Annotated in this window: 35 protein-coding genes and 2 tRNA genes; 20 read left to right on the top strand and 17 right to left on the bottom strand. The window is 60.4% G+C overall.

Annotated elements, in window-relative coordinates; genetic code table 11:
* The first annotated feature begins 77 nt into the window (after positions 1 to 77).
* The 4 genes from wecB to RS9916_RS06960 are packed head-to-tail and all read left to right on the top strand — an operon-like array spanning position 78 to position 3,300.
* Positions 78 to 1,190, top strand: a complete 1,113-nt coding sequence (gene wecB, locus RS9916_RS06975; protein WP_038023427.1) for a non-hydrolyzing UDP-N-acetylglucosamine 2-epimerase — start codon at positions 78 to 80, stop codon at positions 1,188 to 1,190.
* Entirely contained in the window at positions 1,171 to 1,794 is a 624-nt protein-coding gene (locus RS9916_RS06970; RefSeq protein ID WP_232199545.1) for a DUF1643 domain-containing protein, read from the top strand. Before wecB ends, RS9916_RS06970 begins: the two co-directional genes overlap by 20 nt.
* Positions 1,791 to 2,039, top strand: a complete 249-nt coding sequence (locus RS9916_RS06965; protein ID WP_007098605.1) for a hypothetical protein — start codon at positions 1,791 to 1,793, stop codon at positions 2,037 to 2,039. Before RS9916_RS06970 ends, RS9916_RS06965 begins: the two co-directional genes overlap by 4 nt.
* Complete coding sequence (locus RS9916_RS06960) at positions 2,029 to 3,300, top strand: sodium:proton antiporter (protein ID WP_007098604.1); 1,272 nt, start codon at positions 2,029 to 2,031, stop codon at positions 3,298 to 3,300. Before RS9916_RS06965 ends, RS9916_RS06960 begins: the two co-directional genes overlap by 11 nt.
* Here RS9916_RS06960 and gltX read toward each other — a convergent pair.
* Both gltX and RS9916_RS06950 read right to left on the bottom strand, forming a co-directional pair.
* Entirely contained in the window at positions 3,250 to 4,683 is a 1,434-nt protein-coding gene (gltX, locus tag RS9916_RS06955; RefSeq protein WP_007098603.1) for a glutamate--tRNA ligase, read from the bottom strand. The genes RS9916_RS06960 and gltX overlap by 51 nt on opposite strands.
* 21 nt (positions 4,684 to 4,704) lie before the next feature.
* Positions 4,705 to 4,778, bottom strand: a tRNA-Asp gene (locus RS9916_RS06950).
* A 227-nt stretch (positions 4,779 to 5,005) separates the two neighbouring features.
* Here RS9916_RS06950 and RS9916_RS06945 point away from each other — a divergent pair.
* A complete protein-coding gene (locus tag RS9916_RS06945; RefSeq protein WP_038024325.1) occupies positions 5,006 to 5,890 on the top strand; it encodes a LysR substrate-binding domain-containing protein in 885 nt (294 codons plus the stop codon).
* Between the two features lie 56 nt (positions 5,891 to 5,946).
* Here RS9916_RS06945 and RS9916_RS06940 read toward each other — a convergent pair whose 3' ends face one another.
* The 4 genes from RS9916_RS06940 to RS9916_RS06925 form a co-directional block, all read right to left on the bottom strand.
* The gene (locus RS9916_RS06940; protein ID WP_006043540.1) at positions 5,947 to 6,135 is read right to left on the bottom strand and encodes a hyperconserved protein Hcp; all 189 of its coding nucleotides are present in this window, start codon (positions 6,133 to 6,135) and stop codon (positions 5,947 to 5,949) included.
* A gap of 36 nt (positions 6,136 to 6,171) precedes the next feature.
* A tRNA-Trp gene (locus RS9916_RS06935) sits at positions 6,172 to 6,244 on the bottom strand.
* A gap of 62 nt (positions 6,245 to 6,306) precedes the next feature.
* Positions 6,307 to 6,780, bottom strand: a complete 474-nt coding sequence (gene rplS, locus RS9916_RS06930; RefSeq protein WP_007098601.1) for a 50S ribosomal protein L19 — start codon at positions 6,778 to 6,780, stop codon at positions 6,307 to 6,309.
* Positions 6,781 to 6,813: 33 nt separating this feature from the next.
* Positions 6,814 to 7,128 (bottom strand): hypothetical protein, encoded by a 315-nt coding sequence (locus tag RS9916_RS06925; protein ID WP_007098600.1) that lies wholly within the window; start codon positions 7,126 to 7,128, stop codon positions 6,814 to 6,816.
* 113 nt (positions 7,129 to 7,241) lie between these two features.
* Here RS9916_RS06925 and map point away from each other — a divergent pair, with 113 nt between their 5' ends.
* Positions 7,242 to 8,081: a type I methionyl aminopeptidase gene (gene map, locus RS9916_RS06920; RefSeq protein WP_007098599.1), complete on the top strand. Its 840-nt coding sequence runs from the start codon at positions 7,242 to 7,244 to the stop codon at positions 8,079 to 8,081.
* Here map and RS9916_RS06915 read toward each other — a convergent pair.
* A complete protein-coding gene (locus RS9916_RS06915; protein WP_232199544.1) occupies positions 8,062 to 8,814 on the bottom strand; it encodes an SDR family oxidoreductase in 753 nt (250 codons plus the stop codon). The genes map and RS9916_RS06915 overlap by 20 nt on opposite strands.
* A gap of 20 nt (positions 8,815 to 8,834) precedes the next feature.
* Between RS9916_RS06915 and ebsA the strand changes: the two genes are divergently transcribed.
* From ebsA to RS9916_RS06900, 3 genes are all read left to right on the top strand, one after another.
* Positions 8,835 to 9,248 (top strand): type IV pilus biogenesis protein EbsA, encoded by a 414-nt coding sequence (gene ebsA, locus RS9916_RS06910; RefSeq protein ID WP_050752256.1) that lies wholly within the window; start codon positions 8,835 to 8,837, stop codon positions 9,246 to 9,248.
* 27 nt (positions 9,249 to 9,275) lie between these two features.
* Complete coding sequence (locus tag RS9916_RS06905; protein ID WP_038024321.1) at positions 9,276 to 10,367, top strand: phosphotransacetylase family protein; 1,092 nt, start codon at positions 9,276 to 9,278, stop codon at positions 10,365 to 10,367.
* A gap of 95 nt (positions 10,368 to 10,462) precedes the next feature.
* A complete protein-coding gene (locus RS9916_RS06900; protein WP_007098595.1) occupies positions 10,463 to 10,981 on the top strand; it encodes a hypothetical protein in 519 nt (172 codons plus the stop codon).
* Here RS9916_RS06900 and RS9916_RS06895 read toward each other — a convergent pair.
* Positions 10,959 to 11,420: an NfeD family protein gene (locus tag RS9916_RS06895; RefSeq protein ID WP_007098594.1), complete on the bottom strand. Its 462-nt coding sequence runs from the start codon at positions 11,418 to 11,420 to the stop codon at positions 10,959 to 10,961. The two genes, RS9916_RS06900 and RS9916_RS06895, sit on opposite strands and share 23 nt — an antisense overlap.
* 110 nt (positions 11,421 to 11,530) lie before the next feature.
* On the opposite strand from RS9916_RS06895, the gene RS9916_RS06890 reads away from it, so the two are divergent.
* Together RS9916_RS06890 and RS9916_RS06885 are read left to right on the top strand one after the other, a co-directional pair.
* Complete coding sequence (locus tag RS9916_RS06890; RefSeq protein WP_007098593.1) at positions 11,531 to 12,445, top strand: SPFH domain-containing protein; 915 nt, start codon at positions 11,531 to 11,533, stop codon at positions 12,443 to 12,445.
* A 6-nt stretch (positions 12,446 to 12,451) separates the two neighbouring features.
* Positions 12,452 to 12,925, top strand: a complete 474-nt coding sequence (locus RS9916_RS06885; protein ID WP_038024319.1) for a nucleoside 2-deoxyribosyltransferase — start codon at positions 12,452 to 12,454, stop codon at positions 12,923 to 12,925.
* Here RS9916_RS06885 and RS9916_RS06880 read toward each other — a convergent pair.
* Positions 12,911 to 13,366, bottom strand: a complete 456-nt coding sequence (locus RS9916_RS06880; RefSeq protein ID WP_038023419.1) for an MAPEG family protein — start codon at positions 13,364 to 13,366, stop codon at positions 12,911 to 12,913. The genes RS9916_RS06885 and RS9916_RS06880 overlap by 15 nt on opposite strands.
* Positions 13,367 to 13,480: 114 nt before the next feature.
* Between RS9916_RS06880 and RS9916_RS06875 the strand changes: the two genes are divergently transcribed.
* The gene (locus tag RS9916_RS06875) at positions 13,481 to 13,978 is read left to right on the top strand and encodes a YajQ family cyclic di-GMP-binding protein (RefSeq protein WP_007098590.1); all 498 of its coding nucleotides are present in this window, start codon (positions 13,481 to 13,483) and stop codon (positions 13,976 to 13,978) included.
* 99 nt (positions 13,979 to 14,077) lie between these two features.
* Here RS9916_RS06875 and RS9916_RS14125 read toward each other — a convergent pair whose 3' ends face one another.
* Positions 14,078 to 14,914, bottom strand: coding sequence for a M23 family metallopeptidase (locus RS9916_RS14125; protein WP_007098589.1), 837 nt, complete (start codon positions 14,912 to 14,914; stop codon positions 14,078 to 14,080).
* 175 nt (positions 14,915 to 15,089) lie between these two features.
* Between RS9916_RS14125 and RS9916_RS06860 the strand changes: the two genes are divergently transcribed.
* On the top strand, positions 15,090 to 15,692 hold the full coding sequence (locus tag RS9916_RS06860) for an alpha/beta hydrolase (protein WP_038024313.1): 603 nt from the start codon (positions 15,090 to 15,092) through the stop codon (positions 15,690 to 15,692).
* A 118-nt stretch (positions 15,693 to 15,810) separates the two neighbouring features.
* Here the strand turns inward: RS9916_RS06860 and RS9916_RS06855 are convergent, their stop codons facing one another.
* From RS9916_RS06855 to RS9916_RS06845, 3 genes are read right to left on the bottom strand one after another with little or no spacing between them, the layout of a single operon-like run.
* A complete protein-coding gene (locus RS9916_RS06855) occupies positions 15,811 to 16,116 on the bottom strand; it encodes a hypothetical protein (RefSeq protein ID WP_007098587.1) in 306 nt (101 codons plus the stop codon).
* A 7-nt stretch (positions 16,117 to 16,123) separates the two neighbouring features.
* Positions 16,124 to 16,555 carry a hypothetical protein gene (locus RS9916_RS06850; protein WP_007098586.1) on the bottom strand — a complete coding sequence of 144 codons (432 nt, stop codon included), beginning with the start codon at positions 16,553 to 16,555 and terminating at the stop codon, positions 16,124 to 16,126.
* Entirely contained in the window at positions 16,552 to 16,812 is a 261-nt protein-coding gene (locus RS9916_RS06845; protein ID WP_007098585.1) for a hypothetical protein, read from the bottom strand. Before RS9916_RS06845 ends, RS9916_RS06850 begins: the two co-directional genes overlap by 4 nt.
* A 111-nt stretch (positions 16,813 to 16,923) precedes the next feature.
* Between RS9916_RS06845 and RS9916_RS06840 the strand changes: the two genes are divergently transcribed.
* Complete coding sequence (locus RS9916_RS06840) at positions 16,924 to 17,106, top strand: hypothetical protein (protein ID WP_007098584.1); 183 nt, start codon at positions 16,924 to 16,926, stop codon at positions 17,104 to 17,106.
* A 23-nt stretch (positions 17,107 to 17,129) separates the two neighbouring features.
* Here RS9916_RS06840 and RS9916_RS06835 read toward each other — a convergent pair whose 3' ends face one another.
* Both RS9916_RS06835 and hemL read right to left on the bottom strand, forming a co-directional pair.
* Positions 17,130 to 18,089, bottom strand: a complete 960-nt coding sequence (locus RS9916_RS06835) for a DUF481 domain-containing protein (protein ID WP_007098583.1) — start codon at positions 18,087 to 18,089, stop codon at positions 17,130 to 17,132.
* A 54-nt stretch (positions 18,090 to 18,143) separates the two neighbouring features.
* Complete coding sequence (hemL, locus tag RS9916_RS06830) at positions 18,144 to 19,445, bottom strand: glutamate-1-semialdehyde 2,1-aminomutase (RefSeq protein ID WP_007098582.1); 1,302 nt, start codon at positions 19,443 to 19,445, stop codon at positions 18,144 to 18,146.
* Between the two features lie 137 nt (positions 19,446 to 19,582).
* Here hemL and RS9916_RS06825 point away from each other — a divergent pair, with 137 nt between their 5' ends.
* Positions 19,583 to 21,040 carry an FAD-linked oxidase C-terminal domain-containing protein gene (locus tag RS9916_RS06825; RefSeq protein ID WP_038024309.1) on the top strand — a complete coding sequence of 486 codons (1,458 nt, stop codon included), beginning with the start codon at positions 19,583 to 19,585 and terminating at the stop codon, positions 21,038 to 21,040.
* Positions 21,041 to 21,061: 21 nt separating this feature from the next.
* Here the strand turns inward: RS9916_RS06825 and xth are convergent, their stop codons facing one another.
* A complete protein-coding gene (gene xth / locus RS9916_RS06820) occupies positions 21,062 to 21,892 on the bottom strand; it encodes an exodeoxyribonuclease III (protein WP_007098578.1) in 831 nt (276 codons plus the stop codon).
* A gap of 54 nt (positions 21,893 to 21,946) precedes the next feature.
* Between xth and RS9916_RS06815 the strand changes: the two genes are divergently transcribed.
* Entirely contained in the window at positions 21,947 to 22,240 is a 294-nt protein-coding gene (locus tag RS9916_RS06815) for a hypothetical protein (RefSeq protein ID WP_038023416.1), read from the top strand.
* On the opposite strand, the gene RS9916_RS06810 is transcribed toward RS9916_RS06815, so the two are convergent.
* Positions 22,206 to 23,066 (bottom strand): M48 family metallopeptidase, encoded by an 861-nt coding sequence (locus RS9916_RS06810; RefSeq protein WP_007098576.1) that lies wholly within the window; start codon positions 23,064 to 23,066, stop codon positions 22,206 to 22,208. The two genes, RS9916_RS06815 and RS9916_RS06810, sit on opposite strands and share 35 nt — an antisense overlap.
* A gap of 52 nt (positions 23,067 to 23,118) precedes the next feature.
* Here RS9916_RS06810 and RS9916_RS06805 point away from each other — a divergent pair, with 52 nt between their 5' ends.
* The 4 genes from RS9916_RS06805 to RS9916_RS06790 are packed head-to-tail and all read left to right on the top strand — an operon-like array spanning position 23,119 to position 26,625.
* Positions 23,119 to 23,754, top strand: a complete 636-nt coding sequence (locus RS9916_RS06805; protein ID WP_007098575.1) for a hypothetical protein — start codon at positions 23,119 to 23,121, stop codon at positions 23,752 to 23,754.
* A complete protein-coding gene (locus RS9916_RS06800) occupies positions 23,754 to 24,443 on the top strand; it encodes a hypothetical protein (RefSeq protein ID WP_007098574.1) in 690 nt (229 codons plus the stop codon). The genes RS9916_RS06805 and RS9916_RS06800 overlap by 1 nt, the downstream gene beginning before the upstream one ends.
* Positions 24,443 to 25,675: a nickel pincer cofactor biosynthesis protein LarC gene (gene larC, locus RS9916_RS06795; protein ID WP_007098573.1), complete on the top strand. Its 1,233-nt coding sequence runs from the start codon at positions 24,443 to 24,445 to the stop codon at positions 25,673 to 25,675. Before RS9916_RS06800 ends, larC begins: the two co-directional genes overlap by 1 nt.
* Positions 25,672 to 26,625 carry a lysylphosphatidylglycerol synthase domain-containing protein gene (locus tag RS9916_RS06790; RefSeq protein WP_007098572.1) on the top strand — a complete coding sequence of 318 codons (954 nt, stop codon included), beginning with the start codon at positions 25,672 to 25,674 and terminating at the stop codon, positions 26,623 to 26,625. The genes larC and RS9916_RS06790 overlap by 4 nt, the downstream gene beginning before the upstream one ends.
* Positions 26,626 to 26,634: the final 9 nt, after the last annotated feature.

Below are 26,634 nucleotides of genomic sequence, written 5' to 3'. Positions count from 1 at the left end.
ATCATTTCAGCTTCGCCATGTCTGACGATCTGGCAAGCGGAATTCCCGCTTAAGGTTTGGTGGTCTTGCTGAAACCTATGGCTGGCAAGCCCAGGGTGACGATTGTCCTCGGCACCCGGCCGGAAGCGATCAAGCTCGCTCCAGTAATTCAGGAATTTCAGGCTTGCCAGCTGCTGGAGACCCGGGTCGTGTTGACCGGCCAGCACCGGGAGATGGTCACCCAGGTGATGGACTTGTTCAGCCTCAAGGCTGACCAGGACCTCAACCTGATGGCCCCCCGGCAGACCCTCACGCATGTCACCTGTGCGGCACTGCAGGGGCTGCGAGATGACTTTCAGGCCTATCCCCCGTCATTGGTGCTAGTTCAGGGAGATACGACCACAGCCTTTGCTGCAGCCCTCGCTGCCTTCTATGAGCAGATCCCGGTCGGCCATGTGGAAGCGGGGCTGCGGACCGACAACATCCTGGATCCTTTCCCAGAGGAGGCGAACCGCCGGCTGATTTCCCAGGTCGCCCAACTCCACTTCGCTCCGACCCAGCAATCGGAGAGCAACCTCCTGGCCTCGAGTGTGGTGGGCAAGGTGATGGTCACGGGCAACACCGTGATTGATGCCTTGCTGCGCATGGCAGAGCGTGCTCCACAGCTGGACGACGTTGCCATCGACTGGAGCAGGCAACGGGTGATCCTGGCGACGGTACATCGCCGGGAAAACTGGGGAGAGCGTCTTCAGTCCATTGCCGAGGGCATGCTCCAGGTGCTCAATGATCATCCGGACACGGCTCTTCTTCTGCCATTGCATCGCAACCCCACGGTGCGAGAGCCGCTTCAGGCCTTATTGGGCAACCATCCCCGTGTGGTCCTGACCGAGCCCCTGGATTACGACCGTTTGGTGGCAGCCATGAAAGGGTGCACTCTGCTGCTCACCGATTCGGGCGGGTTGCAGGAAGAGGCTCCGGCACTCGGGAAGCCGGTGTTGGTGTTGCGCCGCACCACGGAGCGCCCCGAAGCGGTTGAGGCCGGCACGGCTCGTTTGGTGGGTACGGATGCCGGCACCATTGCCGAGGAGGCCCATCGACTGCTCAGTGATCCCCAGGCGTATGACGCCATGGCCCGGGCGGTGAACCCCTTCGGCGATGGCCAGGCCAGTGCTCGCATCCTTGAGGCCGCCCGTGCCTTGCTTGAGGTCTGATACCGGTTGTGCAGCCTTCAGTTCCAGCGGGCGCTACCGCTGGTTGCTGGGGCGTTCTTGGCAGACATGCGCTTCTCACATTGCTGCGGATCCTGCGCGCCATGGGTTGATCTTTTGTGGTCTGAACCCATCAACGGCCGATGCCAGCAGGGATGACCCCACCCTTCGCAGGCTGTCCGCGTTTGCGCGTCAGTGGGGCTACCGGCGACTGGTCGTGGTCAATTTGTTCGCTTTGATCACGCCTTCCCCCGCCACCTTGCGCCGTCATCAGCGGCCGGTGGGCCCTGCCAACGAGGCCGTTCTTGACCACTGGTTGAAAAAGTGGTCCCGTTGCTCCCACTGGGATCTCTGGTTCGGCTGGGGAGCTAACGGCTGTCTTCGGGATCGCGATCGTTGGTTGCTGGATCGTGTGGAGGCGTTAGTCGTGCAGCGCCACAAGACCGGGGGCATGGGACCGTTCTGCCTGGGGCGGACCCGCGCCGGTCACCCTCGCCATCCCCTGTATCTCCCGGCTTCAGCGCAACCCCAATCCTGGTTCGCGGCGGAGAGTCCCCGGATTCGGCATCCTGTGGCCATGGTTCCGGCAGGTACGGTTCATCCATGACTCGCACCCCCCGCCGTTATGCCGTTTCACTCCATCTGATCGGGGGGCAGACCGAGTTGGTGCACTTTCCGACCCTCGAGCAGTTTCAGCAGTGGTATCAGGGTTTGGTCAACGCAGGAGAGAGTGCGGGCTTTGTGAATGTGCCCCTCGGGGAGGAGTTATCTGGGGAGTATCTCGTGGTGCGCCCCGACGCAGTGATCGGGCTCCGGGTGGAGCCGCAATTCTCCTCTCTCGATGACGCCTGAGAGGCTGGGGCTGCTTTGGGGTGTCACCGTTTTTGCGGGAGCTTCTGCACGTCTGTTGGCGGCTCTGACGGGGCTGCCCGGTGTGGTACTTCTGCTGTTGTCTGGCTTGCTGATCGGTCGATCCGGGCTGGGACTGGTGGAGCCCCTTGATCTTGGTCAGGGCCTGGGAACGGTGGTTGGGCTGCTGGTCAGTCTCGTGCTGTTTGATGGCGGCCTCAACCTGCGTCTGCCCGGCGACACGATCAAGGCCACCGTGTTGCGCATCTCGGTGGTCCGATTGGTGCTGTCTCTCGGGGGGGCTCTGTTGGCAGCCCATTGGCTGGCTGGATTGAACTGGTCGGTGGCGGCGGTGTACAGCGCCATCGTTTTGGCCACGGGGCCCACGGTGGTCACCCCCTTGATTCAACAGATTCGTCTGGCCCCCCCACTGGGGGATGTGCTCGAAGCCGAGGGCCTGGTGCTTGAACCGGTGGGCGCTGTACTGGCGCTACTGCTGCTGGAGTTGCTGTTGGGCAATCTTCATGGCTGGCGTGAACTGGCCTATGGCCTTCTGGCCCGCCTTGGTGGTGGGGTGATGATCGGACTGACCTTCGGTTGGTTGCTGTCTGAGGGACTACGACGCCTGCCTCCCGATCCCTCGGTGGGATTGCCCCTGCAGATCACCCTGGGGATGTTGTTTCTGATGTTTGGGGCCTGTGAATGGTTGCTTCCTGAATCGGGTCTGCCCGCTTCAGTTGCCGCAGGGGTGGTGGTTGGTCGACGGCCTGCCACCCATGCCGCTCAGTTGGATGAGGTGATTCGTGAATTGGCTCGGCTGGCCATCACCATGCTGTTCCCCTTGCTGGCGGCCGACGTTTCCTGGGCTGAACTCAGCCCTCTGGGCTGGGGTGGCGTGAGCTGTGTTCTGGTGTTGATGCTTGTGGTGCGCCCGGTGGCCGTCAGCCTGGCGACGGTGGGTCAGCCGCTGGATTGGCGTCAGAAATTGTTTATGGGTTGGTTGGCGCCCCGCGGCATCGTGACCGCAGCTGTGGCTTCTTTATTCGCGATTCGCTTGGAACAAGCCGGTGTGCTGGGTGCTGGCCGACTGCAGGGTCTGGTGTTTCTCACCATCTTGATGACTGTTGGCCTCCAAGGCCTCACAGCCCAACCCCTAGCCAAAGTGCTCGGACTGGTGGCACCAGCGGCTGAAGATGGGTTGTCAGCTTCGGCTTCAGAAGCAGCGGAGCAATCGCTGTCGATCACAGCCGAGCCGGGCCAATAGGCCCCAGGTGGTCATCAAGTCTGGGCCTTGGAGTCGTCCAAGCAGAGCACCGCGGAGTGTCTTCATGAGCACTCCTTTCTTGACGCCGGCTTCTTTGACTGCGGCACCAAGCAACTCCTTGCCACGGTCTGGATCGAGTCCATCCCAGGGATCGCTTTCCAGAAGGCTGCTTAGGGCCTGGAGGGCTGGGCGAGCACCGTCAACCTCCAGCTGAGCGAGAGCATCGCTTTCCAGTGCTGGTTCGCTGAAGAAGGGTGCGGCCTGATCGATGCCGTCTTTCAGCAAGGTCAGGGAAGGGCCGAGCAGTTCAGCCAGGGCAAGAGCCCACGCACGATCGCTGGGCACAGACCAACCTTGCTGATCCCAGAGCGGTTGGAGTGCATCGAGCAACTGCTCCGGGCTCAAGGCATGCAGCACCTGGGCATTGAGCCAGTTGAGTTTGTCCCAGTCAAAACGGGCGCCGGCCTTATTGACGCGATCGAAGCTGAACACTTCAGCCGCCTGAGCCAGGCTGAATCGCTCCTCCATGCCCTCGGGCACAGACCAGCCCAGCAAGGTCATGTAATTGCCAATGGCGTCGGGTGTGTAACCCATCGAACGGAAATCATTGATGGACGTGACGCCATCACGCTTGGACAGCTTGCGCCCCTCAGCATTGAGGATTAAAGGGGTGTGGGCAAAGGTGGGAAGAGGAAGCCCAAGCGCCTCGTAAAGCAGGATCTGCTTGGCGGTGTTGGCGATGTGATCTTCTCCGCGGATCACATGGCTGATCTCCATGGCGGCGTCATCAACGACGACCACCAGGTTGTAGAGGGGGTCTCCGATCTGATCGGCAGGTGCACGGCGCGCCACCACCATGTCGCCACCCAGATCGGCACCGCGCCAGCTCATGGCACCGCGCACCAAATCCTTCCAGCGAATATCAGCGCTGTCGTCGATGCGGAAGCGGATTACGGCCTCCCGCCCTTCAGCTTGGAACGCCGCCTCCTGTTCAGGCGTGAGATTGCGATGACGATTGTCGTAGCGGGGGGCCTGATTGGAGGATTTTTGCGCCTCGCGCATCGCTTCGAGTTCGTCTTCGTTGGCGTAACACCGGTAGGCCAACCCTCGATCGAGCAGGGTCTGGATTGCAGCGCGATGATGCTCAATCCTCTCGCTTTGGATCACGGGCGACTCGTCCCAGTCGATCCCTAACCACTGAAGACCTTGCAGGATGTTCTCGGTGAATTCCGGCTTTGACCGTTCCTTGTCGGTGTCTTCAATTCTCAGCAGGAACGATCCACCGCAGTTGCGAGCGAACAACCAGTTGAAAACTGCCGTGCGGGCCGTCCCAATGTGAAGGGTTCCGGTTGGGCTGGGAGCCAGACGAACTCGAACCGACACTGTGGTGTGGGGCTTTTGGAACGGGACCGACGGGGCTCGAACCCGCAACTTCCGCCGTGACAGGGCGGTGCTCTAACCAATTGAACTACGGTCCCAGGTGTAACCACTCAGGAGATGAATCACCTGCGGTTGCCCTGTGTCGCTTCAGCGACCAAGAAAGTATCGACCTCAGCCCTGCCCTCCGTCAACCAACTGGTTCTCTGGGCTGATTTATGCAGGTTTCGGATGGAATCGAGTCTTGTCGTCATGTTGTTGACGCAGGCTCCGCTGCGCGGTGCTTAATGGCAGCACTCAGTTCGCCATTCAGGGATTCCTTCGGTTCATGCTTTCGCCTGACGCGCTGCGCATGCTCGACACCACCGTCTGGTTGCGGTCTGGAGACAAGGCTGCTCAGCGTTTGCATTGTTCCCAGAGCACGGTGTCGCGGAACAACGTGGAGACCTTGGCGTTGTTTGATTTGGCTCTCGAGAGGGTGCGTGGGGAGTGGCAGTTTGATGGGGACTCAACCCTGCTGTTCATGGAGCGGCGGGTGCATCAGTTCAAGCGTTTGCAGCGCGATCCTGATAGCCATCCCCTCAGGATTGAAGCCAATTTCTGGGCTGCACCGGCGTTTCTTGATCCCTTGCCGCAGGGCTGGGAAGGAGGGGTCTGGGATCACGTGGGGATGGAGCGTCCGCTGCAGCTGTTGCGTGAGCGCGTGATCGATGCATGGATCGGTAGTTATCAGCCGGATCTGCCTGAACACGATCCCGAGTTGGCTGTTGTCGATCTTTGCCGCACCCCTGTGCATCTTGTGGCTGCTGCGGATCACCCCCTTGTCGGGCGGTCGGGTTTAACCGATCAGGATCTCGACCCTTTTCCCAGTCTGGCTTTGCCCTCAGGGCTGTTTCCCAAGACCGAGGCCGTGCTGCGTTCCCATGGTCTCTGGCAAAACCGGGTGCGGATGAAACGGTTTCGCCCTGAGTTGTGGCAGGGGCGCACTGAGGATCAGGTCACGTTGACCTACGCCAGTTCGCTTGCCCTGCAAGCGATGCCCGGCTTAGTGCGACTGGATTATGACCTGGGCTTGATCAGCGGCGAAGCCCTTGTGGTGCGTAGGGACCTTCAGCATCAGCCATCTCTTCAGGAGCTCAAGGCCTGGCTGGTCCACCGCTGCGAGAGCTTGGCTGGACAATTTCCTGATTTGCAACTGGCGGCTGCAGCTTGAACCCAGTCACAAAAAAAGCTCCGCTGGTGGGCGGAGCTCAAGAGATGACATGCCAGTCAGGGACGAAAACCTGCAGGCTCAATCAATCGGACCTGATTGCCGCGGGCCGTGAATTCACGCCCCTGATCGCTTTGAACGACCACGCGACCACCAGACTTAACCCGAATCACTCGGGCCCGAACCCAGCCAAGGGCGGCTGATTCGAGCACCTTCACAACATCACCAGGTTGAAGATCCAACTCCATGCTCGAACTCAGAAATGTGCATGAGGGGTCATCGGACGCGCCGTGGAGGACTCGAACCCCCGACATCAGGTTTTGGAGACCTGCGTTCTACCAACTGAACTAACGGCGCAAGGCGATGAACCCCTCGACCATCGCAAGCAATGGTTTTTGGACGGGTTTGAGGCCGGAACCTCAGCGGTCGAAGCGCTGCTTCACACGAGTGGCCTTGCCCACCCGGTCACGCAGATAGAAAAGCTTCGCCCTACGCACTTTACCGCGACGCTCGACCTTGATGGAGGCGACTTGGGGGCTATGGATCATGAACACACGCTCAACACCGATGCCCTGGAAGATACGGCGCACGGTGATGGTCTCGTTGATGCCACCGTGACGCTTCGCGATCACCACGCCCTCGTAGGGCTGGACACGCTCTTTATTGCCTTCGCTAATGCGGACGCCGACACGCACGGTGTCGCCCACATAGATGTCGGGCAGTTCAGATTTTTTCTGAGCTGCTTCAAAGTCGTGGATCAGCTGCTGGGCGCTGAGCTTGACTGCTGCTGCTCCGCTCTTCGCCTTGGCGGAAGCATCGGCGACAGCTACGTCACTGTTGGCCACTTCAGTGGCTTCTTCCTTTACGGAAGTCTCTTTCGGATCCGCTGCCATCCCAGCTCCGGGTAATCACGCCAAACAACCAGCTTACCCTTTCACCTTCCCTGGTTCCTGAGGCCTTTGCTGGCCCCCGCGCAAATGCTGCCAAGCCAAGGTCGCTCCGGTCACCAGCATCCACAGCAGGCCGAGGCCGTTGAGCAGTACCACCACCGGTTCCAACCGGGGGCCTAGCCATTCCCCCTCATGCAGGCTCATGAGCCAGTGCACCTGATCCCTTGTCAGGCCTCCCCAGTCACGGGCGATGCGGTAACCCACCCCTGTGGTCAGGCTGATCAGCAACGGCAACACGACGAAGGGGGCGACCCAGCGATGCAGCTGGCGGATGCGGCGCAGCCACGGCATCACCCTCTCCTGAAGCTGCAGATATTGATAGCGTGAAAACAGGACAGTCGAGTTGGCCGCGGACTTCAGGACCCGCCTGCAGCGACATCCCAGCCATCTCGTGCGCCCTTTCGATGAATCTCTTCGCTGACCTTTTGGCTGCTTCCAACGGTGGCAAAGCAACCGCTACAGGACCGCGCATTCAGCAGCGCCGCGGGGTGGAGGTCAAGTCGGCGCGCGAGCTCAAGATCATGGCTGAGGCCAGCCGAATCGTGGCCACGGTGCTGCGGGAAATCATGGGGTCCGTCGAACCCGGCCAGACCACCGGTGACCTTGATGCCATCGCGGAACGCCGGATCCGCGAAATGGGAGCGACTCCCAGCTTCAAGGGCTATCACGGCTTCCCAGCCAGCATCTGCGCCAGCATTAATAACGAAGTGGTGCACGGGATCCCCAGCAACAAACGGGTGATCCGCAACGGTGACCTGCTCAAGGTGGACACCGGGGCTTATTTCGACGGTTATCACGGCGACAGCTGCATCACCATCTGTGTGGGTGATGCTCCCGAGGAAGCGCAAACCCTCAGCCGCGTCGCCCGGGAATCCCTCATGGCTGGGTTGGCAAAAATCAAGGCTGGCAACACGCTCCTTGACATTGCTGGTGCCGTGGAAGACCACGTTGCTGCCAATGGTTTCAGTGTGGTCGAGGACTACACCGGTCATGGTGTTGGCCGAAATCTGCACGAGGAGCCGTCGGTGTTCAATTTCCGCACCGATGAACTCCCCAACGTGAAGCTGCGGGCAGGCATGACCTTGGCCGTGGAGCCCATCCTCAATGCCGGCAGCAAGCACTGCCGCACCTTGAAGGATCGTTGGACCGTCGTCACCCGTGACGGCAGCCTTTCCGCGCAGTGGGAGCACACGATCGTGGTCACCTCTGACGGTTGCGAGATCCTCACGGATCGGGGCGATTGAACAGGCGGTTGTAGATCGCTCTCCCCAATTCGCTCACCGGCATCAGCAGGTAGGTCAGCAGATTGGGAGTCACGATGATTAATGACAAGTTCATCCGTGCCTGCAACAGCACCTGTTGCGCAACCCAGTCCGCTGACATCAGGCCAATGGGATTGAGTTCGGATTTGAACGGGCCAAGCACGAGTTTCCGCAGCTGCATCCGTTGACGTTGTTCAGCACTGCGATTGCTCCAACGCAAGCTGACCAATTGGCCGATCAGACGTTTGCTCAGCTCGTAGCCAGGACTCAGCGCAGGCTGGATCTCGGCTTCGGAGGTGTTGACCCAAAGCTGGCGGGGACGCCCCTCCTGGGGAAAAGTCGTGGCGATGGCTTCAAAGCGGTTGAGAAGGCGCCAGCTGCTCAAGGCATTGATGGTGATGGCCTTCGAAAGGGTCTCGCTGCGTTGATCCCCTGCAGGATTGATGCCGTGGTTGAGCACCAGCACATCGAGGGTGCGCAAAACTGAGTCGAGCGCGTCTTCCTGGTCGCACTGCCATTGCGTCCATTCCTGAGGTGCCGAGGATGGGTCTTCGCTTTGCGGACGGGGGCCATGGCTCAGGCCCACCACCACGGCGCCCTGGGCCAGAAACTGACGGCACAGGGCCTGCCCAAGGGCGCCACGGACCCCGGTGATACCGATTCGCAACCCCTGCCAAGGGGACTTGAGTGCTGACGGTGCAGAAGAGTGGGCCATTGCCCCAGCTTGGGGCATCCTTGAAGAAATCCCAGCAGCAGCCTGTGGGTGGCCCCGCTGAAGCAGCTCAGATTGCCCTGTTCGCTCCCTATTGCGGAGGCTTGCAGCAGGAGGACGCCTTACGGCGGACCTTGCCTCAGCTGCATCGAGGGCGATTGGAAGGGAGCCGTGCGCTGGATGCTGGCCATAGCCATGCTTTCGTTTTGACCTGGGGCAGCGTGCGAGCACCGCTGACGCCCTGCCGATGTGAGTTGACCTTCCCGGATTCAGCTGGGCTGCACTACGACTTCGTGATGCCTGCCCATCAGCTCGCCACCTTTTTGATGCAGGTCGAGCCTGCTGCTGGTGTTCAGGATCTACCGGACGTGTTTTGGCAATGGCTCTTGTTGGAGCACGATGCGAGCGAATCAGTCGAGTCGGGGCCGTTACATTGAGTCCCACAAGGGCGCTTGGAGCTGGTGATGGGATCCACCTTGTTGATTGGGTCGTGCGAGCCCTTCAGTGGGAAATCAGCCCTGGTGCTGGGTTTGGCGCGTCAGCTGGCAGCAGCCGGCCATGCCGTGCGCTTCGGCAAGCCACTGGCCACCAGCCTGGACTGGACTCCCGAGGCAGGCCCACTTCCGGATCTGCTCATCGATGACGACGTTCGTTTCATCGGCACCACCCTCGGTCTGACAGAAGATCAGCTGATTCCATCTCTGCATCTGCTTGCTCCCGCCACCGCTGATCAGCGCCTCGAGGCCGGAACCCTTGATGCAGGCGAAGGGTTTGCGCGACTGCAGGAGCAGCTGAAAGCTGTCGACAGCACCGTGACCTTGCTGGAAGCTGCCGGCAGCCTGCACGAAGGTCTTCTTTACGGCCTCAGCCTTGGTCAATTGGCCCAGGGGCTCGATGCCTCTGTGGTGCTGGTGCACCTTTGGCAAGACAGCCGCAGTGTCGATGCTCTGCTGGCGGCCCGTGATCAGTTGGGCGAAAGACTGGCGGGGATCGTTCTCAATGCGGTCACGCCCGATGAGGTGGAGACCCTTCAGCGCCATGTTGTGCCTGAACTGGAGTCGCTGGGGTTGGCTGTCTTTGGGGTGATGCCCCGATCACCTTTGCTGCGCAGCGTCACCGTTGGGGAACTGGTGCGCCGTCTTGATGCCCGGGTGATTTGCTGCGAGGAGCGCCTTGAGCTTTTGGTGGAAACGCTGAGTATTGGCGCCATGAATGTGAACTCGGCGATGGAGTTTTTCCGCCGCCGTCGCAACATGGCCGTGGTCACCGGTGCTGACCGCACCGACATTCAGTTGGCGGCACTGGAAGCATCCACCCAGTGTTTGATTCTCACGGGTGCTGGAGAGCCTTTGCCCCAGCTGATCAGTCGCGCTGATGAATTGGAGGTTCCGCTGTTGAAGGTGGAGCGCGACACTCTGGCCACGGTTGAAGTGATCGAACAGGCCTTTGGTCATGTGCGTCTGCATGAGGCGGTGAAGGCCACCTATGCATTCCGTTTAGTGGAGGAGCATTGTCAGCTCGAGCGATTGTTTGCCGCCCTGGGGCTGGCCGCTTGATCTCGCAGGGCCCTTGTGCGCATCTGCCAAAACGGCCCTGTTTTCGGCTCCCTGACTGGGGAAATTGCTGCTAATTTCAAACTGCTACTGGCGGGATGTCTTTGAGCCGCTCCCTTGATCTCCCTGCCCTCGACAAGGTCGATACCCTTGCCCAGGAACTGGCCCTTCTCCAGGACAAAGGCAAGCGAAGGATTGCAATCCTTGGGAGTCGCCATGTCCCGATCGTGGCCATTCATCTGGTTGAACTGATCGCCCGATCCTTGGCTCAGGAAGGCCACTCTTTGGTCACATCCGGGGCGCAGGGTGTCAACGCGGCAGTCATTCGCGGCGTGTTGGAGGTAGATCCCTCCAAGCTCACCGTCTTGTTGCCTCAGAGCCTGGAGCGGCAACTGCCAGAGATCCGAGAAAGTCTGGATCGGGTGCTGCATCTGATTGAAAAACCGGAGCAGGACGATCTGCCGTTGCCTCTGGCCAGCAGTCTTTGCAATCAAGACATCATCAACCGTTGCGACCAGTTGATCTGTCTGGCGTTTCACGACAGTGAAACTCTGCTCAACAGTTGCCGCAGTGCTGAGGAAATGGGGAAGGTGGTCAGCCTTCTGTTTTTCGACTGACGTCGATGGTGGTGGCCATCACCTGGAGTTGCGTGCCATCCCGGCCCACCACGAGCACCCGTTCGCCGGGTTCTAGGTCACGGTCGAGATCCAGTGAGCTGGCGGCCCAACTTTGCCCATGCCAGCGCACCCGGCCTTCCCTGCCCGCTGGGATTGCACTCAGCACATCCGCGAGTTCCTCCTGTTGGTGTTGCGTGCTTGGTTCGGGATTGCGACTGGCTGACCAGCGTGTGAGCCAGAGGGTGCCCACAACCGTGATCAGCACGAACAGTGCCATTTGAATCAGTGTGGGTAGAGGGCCCAGGGCGGTGAGCACGGACACCACGAGCGCTGCCAGGGCCGCAAACATCAGACCGTCGAAGCTCGGCTGAGCCAGTTCAAGCGCTAACAGCGCCACGGCCACCACCAACCAAATCAAGGGCACCCAGAACGCAGCCATTGGTGCTGATGGAAGCGACTTCACCCACTTTGATGCCAGCGGCCCGTCCTGGGGAGGCGGTTGTTTCGTCGAGGCACCTTCCGTATGGTCCGCACAGTTGCGTCGCGGATGTGGAAGCGATCCTCAGTCTCCCTGCCCTCATCCTGCTGGCGGTGCTTGGCACCGGCAGTGTGAAAGTCACCAGTGGTGGCCGTTCAAGGTTGGTGGAACGGCTCGGGAAGTTCGACCGTGAATTGCAACCTGGGCTGTCTCTGGTGTTGCCCGTGGTGGAAAAGGTGGTGAGCCATGAATCGCTCAAGGAGCGGGTGCTCGATATCCCACCGCAGCAGTGCATTACCCGCGACAACGTCTCGATCGAAGTGGATGCGGTTGTGTATTGGCAATTGCTGGAGCATTCACGGGCGTATTACGCCGTCGACAATCTGCAAGCGGCGATGGTCAATCTCGTGCTGACCCAGATCCGGGCAGAGATGGGCAAGCTTGATCTTGATCAGACCTTCACCACCAGGAGTGAGGTGAATGAGCTGCTTCTGCGTGAGCTGGATCAGGCCACGGACCCCTGGGGCGTGAAAGTCACCCGTGTGGAAATGCGCGACATTGTTCCTTCCGCCGGTGTGCAGCAGGCGATGGAACAACAGATGACGGCGGAGCGGGAAAAGCGTGCAGCGATCCTCCGCTCTGAGGGAGAGAAGGAGGCGCAGCTCAACGAAGCACGCGGTCGCGCCGAGGCCCTGGTGCTCGATGCCAAAGCGCAGAAAGAGGCGCTGTTGTTGGAGGCAGAAGCGCAGTCCAAGCAGCAGGAAGTGCTTGCCGAGGCCAAGGCGAAGGCTGGCTTGGTGATGGCGGATGCTTTGCAGGCCAATCCCAAGACCGCTGAAGCGATGCGTTTGATGCTGGCCAAGGATTGGATGGTGATGGGTGAGCAGTTGGCGGAGGCGCCTGGCGGAAGCGTGTTGATGGTGGATCCCCAGTCACCTGCTGCTTTGGTGGCAGCGTTGAAGAAGTTTCAAGGAAGCCAGGATTGATTGGTGATGGGGGGGAAGACGATTTATCTGGCGTCGCCGCTTGGTTTCTCAGCGATCAGTCGAGAACGACTGCTTCCCCCCTTCGTGCGGGAACTCGAGCAGCTTGGGCTCACGGTTTGGGAGCCCTTTCAGCGCAACAGCGACGTTGATCTCAACCAACCGGGTTGGGCCTACGGAGTTGCACAGCAGTGCCTGCAGGATGTGCGAGAGGCTGATGGACTGTTCGCGATTGTGAACGGCACCCCCCCTGATGAGGGGGTGATGGTGGAGCTGGGGGTGGCCTTTGCCTTGGGAAAGCCCGTCTTTCTATTCCGGGATGACTTCCGTCGCTGCACCGATTCCGATCACTATCCCCTCAATTTGATGGCCTTTGCAGGCCTGCCTGAGCAGGGCTGGGAGGCCTACATGCACGCGTCGATTGCTTCGATCGGTGATTCGTCGAAAGCATTGGCCCAATGGGCGCAGTCACACGGCGGATAGAAGAGACCTGAGCCCTTCCAGGTACAACACGCCTGTGCAAAGCAGGGCGGATGCCCAACACAGACCTCTCAGGGGAGGCACATTGCCGACGTAAGCCCCGATGTAGACCAACCGCAGGGCGGGCTGCAGCAGCGCAGCGGCGGCGGCGAGTCCTGGTAGGGCGCCGGTTTGGAGGGCCGCCACGAGCGCCAACAGCGCGGCTGGGGCATGCAGGCTGAAGGCTTCAAAACTGTTCTGATGGGCCCAGCTCGCCCGCTTCCCCCAGGCCGGTAGACGGTCAAACATGGCCCGCGGGGCTCCCATGTCGGCCATCGTGAAGTCGGCCTGAGAACGCGCTGCACCAAGGGGGATGATGCTGGCCACGACGACTGCTCCTGCCAGCACGAGAGACCAGGCATAGGGGGCCGCGGCGTTGGCGGTGAACAGGGCGGAAAGATCCATCGGATGTGGGTTGATCCAACCCATTGAAAGGAATGGCGGTGGTGCGGTGAGAGTGTGAAGGGCAGCTGGCGTTACCACCGATAGGGTGGAAGAGCTTGTGTTTGATCAGTTCCCATGGCCAGCACCTACTCCTTCGATGTGGTGTCGGATTTCGACCGTCAGGAGCTGGTGAACACGCTTGATCAGGTGCGTCGGGATGTGGGAAACCGCTACGACCTCAAGGATTCCGGCACGGAGATCGAGCTCGAGGAGACGGAAGTGGTGATCACCACCGCCAGCGATATGACGCTGCAAGCGGTGGAGGATGTGTTGCGCACCAAGGCCACCAAGCGCAATCTCTCGCTCAAGATCTTTGACTTTCAGCCTGCTGAAGCGGTGGGCGGTAACCGGGTGAAGCAGGTGGTGAAACTGCGTAAGGGTCTTAGTCAGGAGATCGCTAAAAAGTTGAGCAAAAGTGTGCGCGATGACCTCAAGAAGGTGACTGTGGCGATCCAGGGTGAAAGCCTGCGCATCACAGGTAAAAGCAAGGATGACCTTCAGCAAGCCATTCAGTTGCTCAAAACCAAGGAAGAGGAGTTGGATGTGCCCCTTCAGTTTGAAAACTACCGCTGAGGGTTTCCTCCAGCCGGTCAGGCAGGCCGCGTGGTGCAGCCTCTTGCCGATCGCATGATCATTTTTGGCTGACTGGCTGGGTTGACTTGGCAGGGTTGGTTAACCCTGGGGTTTGCTGCAGCGGCTGTTCAGCAGGGCAGCGACCAGTGGACCCTGGTTTTGCAGGGCGTAGGCCTCCAGCTCCATTTGTGATTCTTCTGGACTCAGCGATGCCGTGGCAACGTCGACTTGGCGCGTGTTGTTGATGTTCTTTTGAAAGAATTTGCTGATGGTGGCGTCACTGAAGCCTCCGTGTTGTTTCAAGTGGTTGGCCAGGGAGGCTGATGTGGGGGTGTGCAGACCTGTCAGACAGTCCTGGGTGATGTGGACGGCTTCATGGGTCACCACCTTCTCCAGAAGTTTTGGGTTGGAATCGAGCGCTTTGGCGATGCACAGGCGTTGCGCTCCTCGGTGGTAGACGGCGAGTTGGTTGGCGGCACCACAGCGCTCCAGTCGATCGACCTTGATCCCAAGATCTTCAATGGCGGCGAGCAGGCTGGGCCGGCTCGGTGAGGGGGGCGCTTGATCCGGTATTGGTGGGGCAAACGCATGGAATTGCCGCAACTTGCTGACGGGCTCCATGGCGAAATGGAGGTGTGTCCCGGTCGACCAGGTGCCGGTGTTGCCGCAGAGGCCGATCACGTCACCGCGTTTGTAGTTCCCCTGCTTGGCTGTTGTTTTGAGGTGGCTGTAGCTGGATTTCAAGCCTGAACCACCGGCCAACTTGAAGGTCCACCCCATGCGTCGATCCCAGGAGGATCGCCCGACGCCGTCATGGGCTGCGCGCACCTCTGCTCCGTTGCGGCAAGCAATGTCGATGGCGGGATGGTCGTCGGTGATGGGATAGGTGATGGCGCCTGCCACGGGGGTCAGCAGGCTGGCGGCGAGCTCGAGCAACAGGACTCCACAGGAATGTGGCGCAAATCTTAAGATACGACGCGTGGGACTCGCTCCTTGATTATGATCTTGCTTGGTTTTGGATAAGCGCTCCAAAACTGAAAAAAGAATGCTCTTGTGGTCAGGGCTTTGAGGGCTCTGGCTACCTCAGTGGATGAACCTCTCGATGTTCTCCATGCGTAAGGCTCTCCCCTTCGCCGGTGCTGCTGTTCTTTTGGCGGCAGCGTCGCTTCCTGCGCTTGCAGGCCCAAAGCTGACGGCTCGTACCGTGACCGATGGTTTTGTGCGTAGCAATGTGCTGCTGCCGATCGGTGGCAAAAAGCCCATCGATAATCCTGTCCCCCCCGATTTGTCTGATCTGTCCGGTTGGACTCAGGAGGAGTTGGAGACTGGGCTTCAGCAGGAATATGACGTTGATGTGACTGCTGTCGCTAATTTCCTCTATTCCGACAAGGGCGTTCAATTCCTGTCTGAGAGCATTCAGGAAAACAACTACACGCCTTATTACAGTCAGGCCAACAGCGTTCAATCTGTTCGCAGCGCAATCATTCTCGATGCTGCAGATGGCAAGCTGTCGAGCTACGGCATGATGGCTCGCCTGCCTGTGGATCAGCGGCTGCAGGGCCCCATGAAAGTCTGCGACACCAACAACCTCAGTAATGAGCAGCAGGAAACCTCTCTGCTCAGCTGGTATATGAACACGCCCGCCTGCATTCAGGCCTACACGGCTGTTCCTGAGGAAGCTCCTGCTGCTGAGCCTGTGCGTGGGCTTTGGTGACAAGCAGGGTCGCTAAGCGACCTGGCTTCAGGCGAATGAACACCCATCAAGGCAGCGTCAAGCTGCCTTTTTTTGTGCGTTCTTGCAGCCTTTGCTCGACTGTTTGTCCCCTGTTGATTTAGGGCCCGAAGTAAATCCCGGGGATGGGGCAATCAGGGAAGTCGCGTTTGAATTTCTGTTCTGCCGCACGCACCATTTTGAGGTTTTCGGGCTCTTCTTGGATGCGTTGCGCATCGCGTTGCAGGTAACTCGCTAAAGCTGTTGTGGCGATCAGGCCGTCTGCGTGTAGCCCGCAAAGCGCCACCAGTCCGCCAATCACCACAGCGTTGTTGGCAAGGTCGCGTTTGGTCTCGCGGCTGCATTCGGCCAGCACAGGTGTCGACTGGAGCAGTCCTGCGATCAGGAGGGCAAGATGTCGCGTCATTGCTGAATCATGGTTCCCAGATGAGCTGGTCGGTGCAGGTGGAGTCGCCCTGGTCTCGATTCAATGCTGGTTTGTCAGGGCAGAGGGCATTGGGCCCAGCCACAAAAACAAACTGCACCAGTGTCTGGTCGGGTTCTTTCGGGAGTTGGACGCAGCCGATGCCATGGTGCTGACGTAATTGGCGCCAAGCGCTGGCCCAGTCCACATGGGCCTTGAGAAAGCTGGGATCGAGCGCGAAGGCTTTTCCCACAAAGCTCGCCTTGAGGTGCACCCAGATGAAGGTTTCGATCGCCTGGATGCGATTGGGTGCCAGTACGTCTGCGAGGAACTCGGTGGTGTCCAGTTGGTAGTGCTCGTCTTGCAGGCGCGCCAGCACCAGGCTGATGTCGAGTTCATTCATCCCCTTGCCCAGGAGTTGATCGGCGAGGGAAGGGCTCACGGCAGTGGTCTGTCTTCAGCGCTGCGGCGGGCATCGATGATCCGCGCGAGTTCGAGCACATAACCGGCTGTGCACCAGCGGCCATGGCTGCGGGCTTTGTTGTCGGTGTCGGAGCGGATCTCGGCAGTTTCGGCCATTAAGAGATCCAGATCGCCGGGAGGTAGTTCATACAGTTCCTGCAGTTCCAGTTCTCGTCCGAGGAGGTGGCTGCGAAACCACTTGCGGACCTGCTCCTGGGCCGGGATGTCTCGTGTCATAGCGAGCCTGTGGGGGCGAGAGAGATTGGAGATGGGGGTTCTGCGCTCTGCAGGCGAACCACACTCGGCGTTGATGGCAAATGGTAAGCTGCCAAAATTGCTTGGAATGCGATGCCGACTGCTGCTGAAAAGAAAGCTGATGTGAAGCAGAGAATTCAGCAGCTCCGCAACATGTGCAAAGAAATGCACTTGGCGGTCATGGAAGAGGGCACCATGCCTGAAGCTGCATCAGTGCGTGAGTCAATTGAAAAGTTGCAGCAGCTGATTGACTTGCTAGATGGCAAGAAGAAGTGATTGTTCTGTTTTGCCTCTGATTTTTAGTTCAGTTCGGTTCCGATTTGGAAGGATGCTGAGTTGTCGATATTTGGGGTTTGGAGAGTGTTGTAGATCGTCTGCCCGTTTAGGGATAGAAAAAAGCTTTTATTGGCTAGAGGGAAAATCTTGATTGATCCAGACAGGATATTGCTGGGTGAAAAACCGTTCACGTACCCTCCTGTGAACTGATTGCTGAGATTGAACTTGATTGATTTTTGGGGCGACCATTCCAGTGCGCCGCGGGCAGTGCTGGCTGGGTAAATGATGCCGCAATTTGAATCGCTGTCGCACCCATTGCCTCCCCAGATGTTTTGCAGTGCGGGGCCAAAGGAGATATTCAAAATTGTCGTGGGAGTCTTCACGATGTCGATGCCAAGGCCAACTGAGCTTGTCAGGGTCTCTGTTCCGACGCTGTTGAGAGCGTTGTAGTTGAACGTGCTGGAGGCATAAAAACTGATGGTGTTGTTGAGAGCTCGGGAATATCGCACATCAGCGCTCCCCTGATTGGTGTCGACGCTTGTTCCGAGGTCTCCATTGTCTTTGGAGATGGCATATTGCGCTTGACCTTTCACCTCCCAGAGGTTGGGAGGTTGCTTGTACTGGGCTGTCGCTGTGATGTTGCCACCAGCTGATAGGTCACTGTCGGCATTGGATGCGTTGACTCCTGCCGCGAAACTCCCACTCCAAGGCGTGGTGCGCTTTGGTTTCAAGGCTGAGCGCGGAATCCTAAGGCGCCCAAGATCAGGATGAATTAAAACAATTATCTTTTCGTCGCTCTCTTCTGCGACCTTGATCCCTTTAAGGGAATCGCCATTACGCAGGGTGAGCGAAATGGAAGCTTGGGCTTGGGCTTGCGGTGCCATCAGACCAATGGACGCCAATGCAATAAAGGGTTTGATGATGTCTTGCATTGACTGAGTCCAATTCTGTTGTTGTGTGGTTGTCTTCGGTGAAGTTTTCATTAAAAAACCCTCCGAGGCTTTGTCCTCGAAGGGCTAGAAGTTTTGCTGATTGATTCAGGCAATCTCGGCGAAACTTTCGCGGAACGCTTGGATCGTGGCGTCGATGTCAGCGTCGGAGTGGGCCAGCGAGGTGAAACCAGCCTCGAAGGCGCTTGGGGCCAGATAAACACCACGCTCGAGCATGGCACGATGCAGTTTGCCAAAGCGCTCTGAATCGGTGGCTTTGGCTTCTTCGAAATTGCGCACCGGGCCTTCGCAGAGGAAGAAGCCGAACATGGCGCTGACGCTGCCTCCGGTGATCGGCAGGCCGGCTTCGCGCGCCGCTGCCATCACCCCATTGATCAGCCGCTCGGTGGAGGCGGTGAGTTTGTCGTAGCTGCCGGGTTGCTTGAGCAGCTCGAGCGTTTTGATGCCTGCGGTCATCGCAAGGGGGTTACCGCTCAGGGTTCCCGCTTGGTACATGGGGCCTGCTGGAGCCACCATTTCCATGATGTCGCGGCGGCCACCGTAGGCACCCACAGGAAGTCCACCGCCGATTACTTTGCCCATCGTGGTGAGATCAGGGGTGACGCCGAAGTGGGCCTGGGCACCGCCGTAGCTGATGCGGAAGCCAGTCATCACTTCGTCAAACACCAGGAGAGCGCCATGCTCTTTGGTGATTTCACGAAGACCTTCGAGGAAACCGGGCTCGGGAGTGATGAAGCCGGCGTTGCCGACGATCGGTTCGAGGATGACGCCAGCGATGGCGTCGGGGTTCTCCGCGAAGAGCTGCTTGACCGCTTCGAGGTCGTTGTAAGGGGCGGTGAGGGTGTTGGCCGTGGTGCTGCGGGGCACCCCGGGGGAGTCGGGCAAGCCGAGCGTGGCAACGCCGGATCCCGCCTTCACCAGGAACATGTCGGCGTGGCCGTGGTAGCAGCCCTCAAACTTGATCACCTTGTCGCGACCGGTGTAAGCGCGAATCAGGCGCAACACCGCCATACAAGCCTCGGTGCCGCTGTTGACGAAGCGCACCATCTCCACGCTGGGCACAGCGTCGATCACCATTTCGGCGAGGGTGTTCTCCAAGGCGCAGGGTGCCCCAAAGCTGGTGCCCTTCTCGATCGCTTCCTGGAGAGCGCTGATCACTTCGGGATGGGCATGGCCGCAGATGGCGGGCCCCCAGCTGCCGATGTAATCGATGTATTTATTGCCGTCGACATCCCATGCGTAGGGACCTTTCACCCGATCGAACACGATCGGCTGTCCGCCCACCGACTTGAACGCTCGCACCGGCGAGCTCACGCCGCCAGGCATCAGGCTCTGGGCAGCACTGAAGATGGCCTGGGAGTGGCTGGTGTTCAGGGTGGGAGCTGTCACGGGGACGGATGCCAAGGGGCAGATGCAAACCGTGGAACATCCTGACCCAAAACGGTCACCTGCGACTGAAGTGTGACTGAAGCGCTACTCCAGAGACGCCAGTTCTGCCACAGTTGCCCGAGGTAGATGGCAGAGCCTTGATTCACGACTGGGCAGCTCTGGACAGAGATCTCAGCCGACGGCTCCCTGCAGGTGCTGTGGTGCGCAAGCGCCAGGAATTGCTTGCTTACGACTGTGATGGTTTGACAATTGACCGTCACCAGCCGCCCCTCGCTGTGCTGCCTCGCACCACGGAAGAAGTGGCTGAGACCGTGCGCTGTTGCCATTCCCATGGCGTTCCTTTTGTGGCCCGTGGCAGTGGAACTGGACTCTCAGGCGGTGCGGTGACGGAGCAGGAAGCCCTGCTGATCGTCACCAGCCGCATGCGTGAAATCCTGAAGGTTGATCTCCCCAACCAGACGATCACCGTGCAGCCCGGGGTGATCAACAGTTGGGTCACGCGGGCGGTCGCGGGAGATGGCTTCTATTACGCCCCGGATCCGTCCAGTCAGGTTGTGTGCAGCATCGGCGGCAATGTCGCCGAGAACTCCGGTGGGGTGCACTGCCTGAAATATGGGGTGACCAGCAACCATGTTTTGGGCATGGAAGTGGTGTTGCCCGATGGCAATGTCACGACCCTGGGCTCCGACCTGGTCGAGAGTCCGGACCTCGATTTGCGCGGTGCATTTATCGGCAGTGAAGGCACCCTCGGCATCGCCACGGCCATCACCCTTCGCCTGTTGCGGGCTCCGGAAAAGGTCAGTGTGCTGCTGGCGGATTTCCCCACGATGGAAGCTGCAGGTGACGCCGTTCGTCGGGTCACGGCTGCCGGCGTTTTGCCGGCGGGGATGGAAATCATGGACAACTTCATGATCAATGCCGTCAACGATCTGTTCGGCCGCGACGAGTACCCCCGTGATGCCGCAGCAGTGTTGTTGATCGAATTGGACGGCCAGGCGGCGGAAGTGGCTGTGGCCTCCGATCGGGCTGCTGACCTTTGTGTTGAGGCTGGCGCGCGTGCTGTGCGTCGAGCGGATGAAGCAGCGGATCGCGCGTTGTTGTGGAAAGGACGCAAGTCCGCGTTTGCTGCGGTCGGACAGATCTCACCGACGTATTACGTCCAGGACGGAGTGGTGCCGCGCAGCAGCCTTCCCCAAGTGCTTTCGGCGATCGAGGCGCTTAGTCGGGACCATGGCTTGCCCGTGGCCAATGTGTTCCACGCTGGTGATGGCAATCTCCACCCCTTGATCCTGTATCGCCGGGATGATCCGGGGGTGGACCAGCGGGTCAAGGAGCTGGGGGCAGCGATCCTGCGAGAGTGCTTGGCGGTGGGTGGAAGCATCACCGGAGAGCACGGCGTCGGCGCCGACAAGCGTTGCTATCTCGATTGGATGTTCAGCCCAGAGGATCTGGCCACGATGCGGAGGCTGCGGTTGGCGTTTGATCCGGAGGGGCTGGCCAACCCGGGGAAGATCTTTCCAACCCCGACGACCTGTGCTGAGTCGTCCCGCAGAGCGGTGACGTTGCGTTCCGATCCCTCCGTCACGGCCTTCTGAACCGGGCAGGGTTGGTAGCGGTTATGCGTCGCCCCAGTCGTCCTCGTCATCTTCGGGTGGCCAGCACAGATCAACCACCACCGGTGCATGGTCGCTGGGTTGTTCCTTGCCGCGTTCCTGCTTGTGGATCACGCAGCTGCGCGCCAGGTCGAGCAGATCCTCAGAGAGATAGATGTGGTCGATCCGCCAGCCGCTGTCGCGGTTCCAGGCTCCACTGCGGTAGTCCCACCAGCTCCAGTGGCCTGCATCCGGTTCGAAGGCTCGGAATACATCCACCATGCCTTCACCTAGGGCTTCGTTTAAGGCTGTGCGTTCGGCATCGCTCGCCATGATTCCCCCCGTTAAGCGCTCGGGGTCATGGATGTCACGGGCTTCCATGCCGATGTTGAAGTCACCCACGATGCAAAGGGGTTCATCCCTTTCCTGCGCCGCTTCTCGATAACGCTTCAAGCAGTTCAGCCACTTCAACTTGTAGGGGTATTTGTCGGACGTCAGCGAAGAGCCATTCGGCACATAGAGATTCACGACCCGCACCCCATCCAGAAGGGCGCTGATCACCCGTTTTTGTTCTCCCAGCTCGCCGGCCTCCAGGTCGCCAGGTAATTCGCCAATGAAGCCGCAGCGCACGTCGTCCAGCGGGGTGCGGCTGATCAGCGCCACACCGTTGTAGGACTTCTGGCCGTGAAAGCTGACGCGATAGCCAATGCTTTCGAAGGCTGTTTGCGGGAACAGCGGGTCAGCCACCTTGGTTTCCTGCAGGCAAAGCAGATCAGGTTGGTGGCTCTGCAGCCAGGCCAGCACATGGTCCAGACGGGTGCGGACGGAGTTCACGTTCCAGCTGGCAATCAGCACAGGGTTCCTTCAAGCCTTCGAGACCCTTAGCATTGCTTCCCCTGGAGTCAGACGATGCCTTCGATCCAACGACTCATGGCCGCGGGTGCAGTGGTCGTGACCTGCGGAGCTGGAGCCCCAGGCTTGGCCCAATCCCAGGCACCGATGACCGGTTACCAAACGCCGGCCGAGCAGGAGATCTACAACACGGAACCCGGCAAGCCCAAGGGGTCTGTCTTGGACGCTACGAATCCGATGGACTTGCTCAACCGCCTGCGTCAGGCCACATCCATGAGCGATGCCACGGATCCGGTTGATGCCATTGATGCGGCCCTCAAGGGTTGGGAATCTCAGACGCCTGCTCCTTGAGGCTTTGACTCTCCACGGCAGTGCTTGTTTTGGCACGGTTGGTTACCAGGCCCCAGCGGGCTGCCAAGGCATCGATTGCTTGTGTGTCGGCGTTGACGGCGACCTGCTTCTGCCGGGCTGACTCGAGCAGAGCCAGGGCTTGATCCCGTTGTCCCTGCTCTTGCATCAACAGTGCTTTTGCCATCAGCGGGCGGGCATCGTCAGGGGAGTCTTTGATGAGCTGTTGGTAGGTGGTGACTGCGGCGGTACCTGAACCGCTTTGACGTTGAAGATCCGCCAGCAGCAACCCCAAGGACACCCGCTTGCTGGGTTCGGTTGTTTTCAGTGCTGTCTGCACTGTGTTGATGGCGAGCTGAGGACGCCCCTGCTGGAGGCGGAGCAGGGCCAGGGCCTGAAGCACATCGGGATTGGTGGGGTGCAGCCGTGAGAGTTGTTGCAGATGCACCTCGGCACCGCGGCTGTTGCCATTGCGCAGTTCCAGCTGGCTGAGCAGCAGGCGCCACCGCCAGGCCTTGGGCTGGGCTGCCAGTTGATCCTCGACCAACACGATGCTTTCCGGCAGCCTGCCCAGGGCAAGGAGCCGTTCCAGAAGCCGGCGTTCATCGACCGCGCTGAGGGGCCCTTGCTCTCGGCGGTTGAGCAAATCGCTCACCTGGCGGTCGACTTCAATCCGACTGGGAGAGGCACTGGACTGGCCATGCATCAATTCGCTCAGCAGCCATCCCACCCCCAGGGCGACCACCAAACCACCACCAAGCCACCATCGCTTGCGTCCTGCCACCGCTTGCTGTTGATCACCACTGGACCCGCGCAGTCTGAGGTGCATCGCCAGTGCTGGCTAGAGTTTGTTGCGGGCTACTGCATGCCCTTCTCGATTCATGCGCGACCATCCGATTTCCCCGGTCACCGAACCGCTGCAATACCGGGCCATCGGCGTTGTCCGCGGCACCTACAAGCCTGAGTCCGACGACCAGCTCACCCGTGGGGTCTTGGTGGATGACCAAGGCCAAGAAGTGGAGGCGGTGGTGCTAGGCCGCATGCTCACGCTGATGCGCCGTCACCTGGCCATGGACCATCCCCATCTTTGGGTGGTTTATCCCCGTTCTCGTGAAGGCGGGCATCTGCATCTGCAGATTGCCGGCATCTGGGAACCCAGCACCCTCGATCGCTCCGAACCTCCAGCTGGGGATGGGGAGCCGGTGCACGACACCCTGCCGGAGGGAGATGACTATTTCTCCATTCGCGGTGAATTGATCTTCACGCGCCCCGAAAGCGGTGAGCTGGTGGTGAAAGTGCGTCAGCAACCGCGCGCTGATGGCAGTCGCCCCCTCCCCTTCAAGCTTCAGCTCAAGGGAGAAATCCCGATCGAGCAGCTGCGCCACTTCGTCAACCTTGAGGTGCGTCGACAGGGTCAGGATCTGCAGGTCGAGAGCTTTGAGGCCATTGCGCCCATGCCCACCCGCGGGGGCAAAGGCCGTGGTGGAAAGGGGCGCAGCAGGCAGGCTCAGGCCTGATGGAGCCCTCCCCTCCGCGCAGCAGCGGCGGTGAGTCGCGAGGCTCAGTGTCGAGTGGCACTGCAGGTGCTGCTGTGGCAGGTGCCACCTTGCTGGCAGTCTTCGGCCCGCTCGTGGGCATCTCTCCGGCTTGGATTGCCGTCGGTTTAGGCGGTCTGCTAGTCGGGCTGACGGTGGATGCCTCCCAATGGGACGGACTGGGCGGCCATCTGTTGGCCGAATCTTTGCCTGGGGGTCGCGCCCGGTTGCGCCGGATTGCCTGCCATGAAGCGGGGCATCTGTTGCTGGCACGGGAAAACGATCTGCCCGTTGAGCGGGTGCTTGTGGGGACCCGTGCTTGTTTGCAAGCCGGGGTGCGGAGCAATGGCGCCACGGAATTTGCTATTCCCACCAGCGTGCGCATGCCGCTCGAGGACCTACGTCGTTGGAGCCGGGTCTTGCAGGCTGGAATCGCTGCGGAGACCTTGATTTACGGAGCAGCACGCGGTGGCGCTGACGATCGTGCCCTGCTGGGGCGACTTTGGGGACTGTCGGGTCACGATGTGGACACCGCCCAACGGGAACAGCGCCGTGCCCGCCGTGAAGTGGATCAGTGGTTGCGCGCGCAGCAGCAGCCTTTGGAGCAACTGGCTGATGAGTTGCTGCGCGCCCCGCTGGTGAGGCCATCCCCGCAGGCTTCAGCGGACTGATGGGCTCCCTGGTGGTTGATTGCCCCACCGGGCTGGCGGGCGACATGTTGTTGGCGGCCTGTCTGGATTTGGGGGTGTCGCGGAGCTGTGTTGAGCAGCCCCTTTCTGCCCTGGGCCTCGACGGTGCCTATCGCCTGGTGGTGGAAGAGGGCCGCAACGGGGGCCTGCGTGGATTGCAACTCGATGTGGAAGCGGTGGCTCCACAAACGGAGCATCGGCATTGGCGCGACCTGCGTGGCCAAATTGATCAGGCACCGATTGATGCCGTGGTCAAACAACGGGTGCTGGCTGTGTTTTCAGCCCTCGCGGAGGCGGAGGCGGCTGTGCACGGCACATCCCCTGACCAGGTGCACTTCCATGAGGTGGGCGCGCTCGACAGCCTGGTGGATGTGGTCGGGGTGTGTGCGGCCATCACGGCCCTGGCACCGGATCGCCTTCTCTGTCGCGTTCCGCCAGCCGGTCGCGGCACGGTGCAGACAGCGCATGGTTGCCTCCCTGTGCCCGCTCCTGCCGTTTTGGAATTGGCACGGCGTTATCGAGTACCCCTGCGGTCGGGTCCGGATCTACCCAGTGGCGAACTGACCACGCCCACGGGATTGGCCCTGATGGCTGTGTTGGCCGATGGTTTTGAAGAACCCGGTGATCTGGTGGTGGAGGGCGTTGGCATCGGCCTGGGGCATCGTCAGCTCGATCGTCCGAATTTGCTGCGGTTGCTGCAGGTTCAGGAATTTCAGCGCCTCGACCCTGGAGCTGCTGAGCCGATGGCCACTTGGCAGGAGCTGGTGGTGCAGGAGGCCTGGATCGACGATGCCTCGGCGGAGGATCTGGCCGCTCTGGCTGACCAGCTGCGTCAAGCCGGTGCCCTGGAGGTGGCCACAGCTCAGGTGTTGATGCAGAAAGGTCGGCCCGGGATGGCGATGACGGCCCTCGTCCTGCCAGAGCAGGTGGCCGCTGTTCGGGAGGTGTGGCTCGGTGCTGGCACCAGCCTGGGTGTGCGCGAACGCCGTCAGGGACGTTGGGTGTTGTGGCGCCGCACGGGCGTCTGCCCGTCGCCCTGGGGGGAGTTACGCGTCAAACAGGTCCGCAGGCCGGGTGGGAGTCTCTCCCTCAAGGTGGAGCACGACGAATTGCGCCGCGTCAGCCTCCAGGCCAACGTTTCAATCGAGCAAGTAAGGATGGCAGTCTTGACCCAGGCAGAGCGGTTCCAGCCGCTGGGGGATTGGACGTTGTGAAGCGGAATCTGCCGGGTGGTTTGCGCCTCTGGGTCACGCTGGCGAGTCTTGGCTTTGTGGCCTGGGCCCTGGCGGGTCACGTGGCTGGATTGCAAGACCTCTCCATTTCGGCCCGCGGCTGGTGGTGGCTGCTGCTGGGGCTCGGTTTGAGTTGGTTGAGCCTGGTGGTAAATGCGCTGGCCTGGCGCGTGTTGGTCAACTGGCTCGGCCATGGCACCGAAGGGCTGGCGCTGGTGCCGTTGCATCTGCGCACCAATCTGCTCAAGTATCTCCCCGGTGGGATTTGGCATTTCGTGGATCGGCTGCGCACGTTGCAGCCTCGTCTCGGGACCAACCGTGCGCTGGTGTCGGTGCTGCTTGAGCCCCTGGTGATGGCGGTGGCGGCCTTGCTCTGGGTGCCGTTCGGTGGTTGGCAATCGGGGTTGGCCGTGCTGGCTGTCTTGCCGGCGCTCGTGCTGGTGCCGCGATGGCGTGAACCCCTGTTGGCGCGGCTGGAGCGGGCGAAGTGGAAGCAACTGCAGCGGGCGAATCCCCAGGACTTGGCCTCTCTTGATGTGGACCATCTGGGCAGTGGCCGCGGTGGGTATCCCTGGGGGGCTCTGGGCCTGGACATGGGCTTTGTGCTCTGCCGCTTCGCCGGGTTCTGGTGCTGTGTGCAGACGTTTGACCTCGGCGCTGTGCATTCCCCTTGGATCTGGCTGGCGGGTTTTGCTCTGGCTTGGACTGTGGGTCTGGTGGTGCCAGCGGCTCCTGGCGGGTTGGGGGTGTTTGAAGCTGTGTTGCTTCTCCGTCTTGGCGGTCTTGTGGGCGAGGCTCCCCTGCTGGCGGTTGCCCTCTCCTACCGCTTGGTGGTCACCCTGGCGGATGTGTTGGCGGCTGGAGCTGTTCAGTTGGATCAACGTTGGTCAAGAGCTGGAGACACCGCAGCAGATCCATCCTCAGCCGGTTAGGCGCAGACA

Source organism: Synechococcus sp. RS9916 (assembly GCF_000153825.1).
Classification (GTDB): domain Bacteria; phylum Cyanobacteriota; class Cyanobacteriia; order PCC-6307; family Cyanobiaceae; genus Synechococcus_C.
Note: the sequence above shows the minus strand (reverse complement) of the source record. Positions and strands in the feature narration are given on the sequence as shown.